The organism is Synechococcus sp. BS56D, assembly GCF_004332405.1.
Classification (GTDB): domain Bacteria; phylum Cyanobacteriota; class Cyanobacteriia; order PCC-6307; family Cyanobiaceae; genus Synechococcus_C.
On sequence record NZ_PHQU01000008.1, the window covers coordinates 1 to 5,756 of the forward strand.

The 5,756-nt window shown below is 53.0% G+C and carries 2 tRNA genes and 3 rRNA genes; all 5 read right to left on the reverse strand.

The features are described from left to right. Positions 1-112: 112 nt before the first annotated feature. Positions 113-229, reverse strand: a 5S ribosomal RNA gene (gene rrf, locus CWE17_RS12015). 109 nt (positions 230-338) lie between these two features. Further along, positions 339-3,204 (reverse strand): 23S ribosomal RNA (locus CWE17_RS12020). 432 nt (positions 3,205-3,636) lie between these two features. Then, positions 3,637-3,709: transfer RNA gene (locus tag CWE17_RS12025), tRNA-Ala, on the reverse strand. Positions 3,710-3,718: 9 nt separating this feature from the next. After that, positions 3,719-3,792: transfer RNA gene (locus CWE17_RS12030), tRNA-Ile, on the reverse strand. 185 nt (positions 3,793-3,977) lie between these two features. Beyond that, positions 3,978-5,462 (reverse strand): 16S ribosomal RNA (locus CWE17_RS12035). The 16S, 23S and 5S rRNA genes sit together here with 2 tRNA genes alongside, the layout of an rRNA operon. Positions 5,463-5,756: the final 294 nt, after the last annotated feature.

The window sequence follows — 5,756 nt, forward strand, 5'->3', positions numbered from 1 at the left end:
AACGGTAGCGCGTGGAGGAGTCTGCCAACAAAAAAGCCACCCTTACGGGTGGCTTTCCTGCAACGTTGGAATGGTTCTCCATTCGCTAAACGTTGATTTTGAGAATTGTTTTACCTGGCATCGAGCTATTTTCTCAGGGGGCTACCCCCCAAATATCGTCGCCGCTGCTGCGTTTCACAACCGAGTTCGAGATGGATCGGAGTGGGACCACAGCGCCATGGACACCAGGATAGTTCAATCCTCAAGGTCTGAACCCTGAGAACTGCATAGGCTCCCATCACTCTTCAGTGATGACGTCTGAATTGAATAAAACTTGTCTCTCAGGCAAGAACCAAATGTTGGTCAAGCCCTCGGTCTATTAGTACTCCTCCGCTGCATCCATTACTGGACTTCCACGTAGAGCCTATCAACGGGTGTTCTTCCCGTGACCTTACTGGGTTACCCCATGGGAACACTCATCTTGAGGTGGGCTTCCCACTTAGATGCTTTCAGCGGTTATCCACTCCGCACATGGCTACCCAGCGTTTACCGTTGGCACGATAACTGGTACACCAGAGGTGCGTTCCTCCCGGTCCTCTCGTACTAGGGAGAAATCCTCTCAATGTTCCTACGCATACACCGGATATGGACCGAACTGTCTCACGACGTTCTGAACCCAGCTCGCGTACCGCTTTAATGGGCGAACAGCCCAACCCTTGGGACCGACTTCAGCCCCAGGTTGCGATGAGCCGACATCGAGGTGCCAAACCTCCCCGTCGATGTGAACTCTTGGGGGAGATCAGCCTGTTATCCCTAGAGTAACTTTTATCCGTTGAGCGACGGCCCTTCCACTCAGAACCGTCGGATCACTAAAGCCGACTTTCGTCCCTGTTCGACTTGTAGGTCTCACAGTCAAGCTTGCTTCTGCTTTTGCACTCGACGGCTGATTTCCAACCAGCCTGAGCAAACCTTTGCGCGCCTCCGTTACCTTTTAGGAGGCGACCGCCCCAGTCAAACTGCCCACCTGATACTGTCCGCTCCCCGGATAACGGGTGAACGTTAGAACCCTAGCTCTGAAAGAGTGGTATCTCACCATTGACTCCCTAGTACCCGCAAGCACTAGATCAACGTCTCCCACCTATCCTGCGCATTCAGAGCCCGGGCACAATACCAAGCTACAGTAAAGCTTCATAGGGTCTTTCTGTCCGGGTGTATGTAGTCCGCATCTTCACAGACAATTCTATTTCGCCGAGCCTCTCTCCGAGACAGCTCCCAGATCGTTACGCCTTTCGTGCGGGTCGGAACTTACCCGACAAGGAATTTCGCTACCTTAGGACCGTTATAGTTACGGCCGCCGTTCACCGGGGCTTCAGTCGCCAGCTTCGCTTACGCTGACCGGCTTCCTTAACCTTCCGGCACTGGGCAGGCGTCAGCCCCCATACATCGTCTTGCGACTTAGCGGAGACCTGTGTTTTTGGTAAACAGTCGCCTGGGACTCTTCACTGCGACCAGCTCGCGCTGGCACCCCTTCTCCCGAAGTTACGGGGCCATTTTGCCGAGTTCCTTAGAGAGAGTTACCTCGCGCACCTCGGTATTCTCTACCACCCCACCTGTGTCGGTTTCGGGTACTGGCAGTTATGCCTTAACGGGTATAGAGCTTTTCTTGGAAGCATGACGTCACCAACTTCGCTGCCGTAGCAGCTCGTACTCACGCCTCAGCTCGGATCGTTTTCGCCGATCCTCAACGCCTCGAACGCTTGAACCAGTAACCAACATCTGGCTTGGCTAGCCTTCTCCGTCCCTCTTCCCAAAACATAACCGGTACAGGAATGTTGACCTGTTATCCATCGACTACGCCTTTCGGCCTCGCCTTAGGTCCAGACTAACCCTCCGCGGACGAGCCTGCCGGAGGAACCCTTAGGGTTTCGGTGCATGGGATTCTCACCCATGTTTTCGCTACTCAAGCCGACATTCTCACTTCCATGCAGTCCACGCCCGCTCACGCTAACGCTTCACCCCACATGGAACGCTCCCCTACCATAAATCCGCAGCTTCGGTACAACGCTTAGCCCCGTTCATTTTCGGCGCAGGATCGCTCGACCAGTGAGCTATTACGCACTCCTTTGAGGATGGCTGCTTCTAGGCAAACCTCCTGGTTGTCTGGGCAATCCCACCTCCTTTATCACTTAGCGTTGATTTGGGGACCTTAGCTGGCGGTCTGGGCTGTTTCCCTCTCGACCATGGAGCTTATCCCCCACAGTCTGACTGCCTCGCTACACACAGGGTATTCAGAGTTCATCTCGATTTGGTACCGCTCTCGCAGCCCGCACCGAAATGGTGGCTTTACCCCCCTGCTGGAGCACGAGACGCTACGCCTCAACGTATTTCGGGGAGAACCAGCTAGCTCCGGGTTCGATTGGCATTTCACCCCTAACCACAGCTCATCCGCTGATTTTTCAACATCAGTCGGTTCGGACCTCCACTTGGTATCACCCAAGCTTCATCCTGGCCATGGTTAGATCACCCGGGTTCGGGTCTATAAACACTGACAAACGCCCTATTCAGACTCGCTTTCGCTATGGCTCCACCATTCCCGGTTTAACCCGCCAGTGCCTATAAGTCGCCGGCTCATTCTTCAACAGGCACACGGTCATCCGATCAGTCGGACTCCCATTGCTTGTAAGCTCACGGTTTCATGTTCTATTTCACTCCCCTCCCGGGGTTCTTTTCACCTTTCCCTCGCGGTACTGTTTCGCTATCGGTCACACAGGAGTACTTAGCCTTACGAGGTGGTCCTCGCGGATTCACACGGAATTTCACGTGCTCCGTGCTACTCGGGATACAGCTAGGTCAGTTCAGTTTTCGTGTACGGGACTTTCACCCTCTGTGGTGTGCCATTCAAACACTTCCACTAACATTCCTTTTCCACATTGCTGTCCCACAACCCCGATGCTCGAAAGCATCGGTTTAGGCTCTTCCCCGTTCGCTCGCCGCTACTTAGGGAGTCGTTTTTACTTTCCTTTCCTCCAGCTACTAAGATGTTTCAGTTCGCTGGGTTGGCTCGCACCGCCCTATGGATTCAGGCGGCCGTTCTAGGGGTTGCCCCATTCGGAAATTCCCGGATCAAAGCGTGTTTCCAGCTCCCCGAGACTTATCGCAGGTAACCACGTCCTTCATCGCCTCTGTGTGCCAAGGTATCCACCGTGAGCCCTTTGTAGCTTGACCAATGTATCTCCAACACGCTTGCTGTCGTTGAAACAGATTCTCCCTGATTCATTGCTGAATCAAAGATCTAACTCCTCATTGCTCGACACAATCAGAAGAACGTGATGGAGTCTCGGCTCTTGCTCGATAGAATTTGCAATCACTCCTCATCATCACCCTTTCGGGTCATCATTCAGAGTCATCGCATCATCCATGAGATGCTTTATTCTTTCCAGACTCACCTATGCAGTTGTCAAGGTTCTGCCAGACTTCAAATCAAATCATCAATTGCTTGATCACCTGATTCGAGCCCAGCATCTTATCAACCATCAATAGATTTCTCTCTATCGCTGGAATGACAGGAAGCTGGGTTCCTCTAGCGGACACATCTAAATCACACTCCAACTGAACTCAAAACTCCATGACTGGACATTGAGGATTGAGATCGGTCAGTGGAGGTTAGGAGACTCGAACTCCTGACATCCTGCTTGCAAAGCAGGCGCTCTACCAACTGAGCTAAACCCCCAACACCGAATGGGCCATCCTGGACTTGAACCAGGGACCTCACCCTTATCAGGGGTGCGCTCTAACCACCTGAGCTAATGGCCCAGGAGTCTCATCCCTTTTGGGGTGTGACCTAGACAAAGTTTAGGAACTAAGAATCTCCATTAAGCAGCTCACTGTTTCCAGTTCACTCTTAACTTCAAAGCTGAGGTACCGATCGACCTAAGGTGACAGGATTTCGGCCTAAGAATAAAAGTACTCAGGCATCAAAATCATTGTTTGTCTCCCTGTTAGGAGGTGATCCAGCCGCACCTTCCGGTACGGCTACCTTGTTACGACTTCACCCCAGTCATCAGCCCCACCTTCGACGTCCTCCTCCACAAGGGTTGGAGTAACGGCTTCGGGCGTGGCCAACTTCCATGGTGTGACGGGCGGTGTGTACAAGGCCCGGGAACGTATTCACCGCAGTATGCTGACCTGCGATTACTAGCGATTCCTCCTTCACGTAGGCGAGTTGCAGCCTACGATCTGAACTGAGCCACGGTTTATGAGATTTGCTTGTCCTCGCGAACTTGCTGCTCTTTGTCCGTAGCATTGTAGTACGTGTGTAGCCCAGGATGTAAGGGGCATGATGACTTGACGTCATCCACACCTTCCTCCGGTTTATCACCGGCGGTCTCTCTAGAGTGCCCAACTGAATGCTGGCAACTAAAGACGTGGGTTGCGCTCGTTGCGGGACTTAACCCAACATCTCACGACACGAGCTGACGACAGCCATGCACCACCTGTCACTGCGTTCCCGAAGGCACTCTCCCGTTTCCAGGAGATTCGCAGGATGTCAAACCCTGGTAAGGTTCTTCGCGTTGCATCGAATTAAACCACATACTCCACCGCTTGTGCGGGCCCCCGTCAATTCCTTTGAGTTTCACACTTGCGTGCGTACTCCCCAGGCGGAACACTTAACGCGTTGGCTACGACACCGAGGGGGTCGATTCCCCCGACACCTAGTGTTCATCGTTTACGGCCAGGACTACAGGGGTATCTAATCCCTTTCGCTCCCCTGGCTTTCGTCCATGAGCGTCAGTTATGGCCCAGCAGAGCGCCTTCGCCACTGGTGTTCTTCCCGATATCTACGCATTTCACCGCTACACCGGGAATTCCCTCTGCCCCTACCACACTCTAGTCCAGTAGTTTCCACTGCCATGATGGAGTTAAGCTCCACTTTTTAACAGCAGACTTTCTGGACCGCCTGCGGACGCTTTACGCCCAATAATTCCGGATAACGCTTGCCACTCCCGTATTACCGCGGCTGCTGGCACGGAATTAGCCGTGGCTTATTCCTCAAGTACCGTCAGATCTTCTTCCTTGAGAAAAGAGGTTTACAGCCCAGAGGCCTTCATCCCTCACGCGGCGTTGCTCCGTCAGGCTTTCGCCCATTGCGGAAAATTCCCCACTGCTGCCTCCCGTAGGAGTCTGGGCCGTGTCTCAGTCCCAGTGTGGCTGATCATCCTCTCAGACCAGCTACTGATCGATGCCTTGGTGCGCCTTTACCACACCAACTAGCTAATCAGACGCGAGCTCATCCTCAGGCGAAATTCGTTTCACCTCTCGGCATATGGGGTATTAGCAGCCGTTTCCAGCTGTTGTCCCCCTCCTGAGGGCAGATTCTCACGCGTTACTCACCCGTCCGCCACTAACCCGAAGGTTCGTTCGACTTGCATGTGTTAAGCACGCCGCCAGCGTTCATCCTGAGCCAGGATCAAACTCTCCGTTGTAGATCAATTCCTTTTGATGACTTCCATCACCTCAAATTGATTTGCGTCACCCACAATTCAGTTTTCACTCATTGCAGTTGAGGCCTCCTTTCAGCTGACACAGAAAGGGTTCTTAAGAGTGCACTTCTAGATTTCTCTATCCATGACTTTCCAGGATCTCAGATCCGGTTGTTGCTCCATCAATTCGCACACCGGCAACAGTCAGGCTCGTGAAAACCTCACCGTTGCAGCGAATGACTTCATCGCAACGAAATTGTTTGACGGGACCTCACACCTTCATCGCTCTTTCATCAA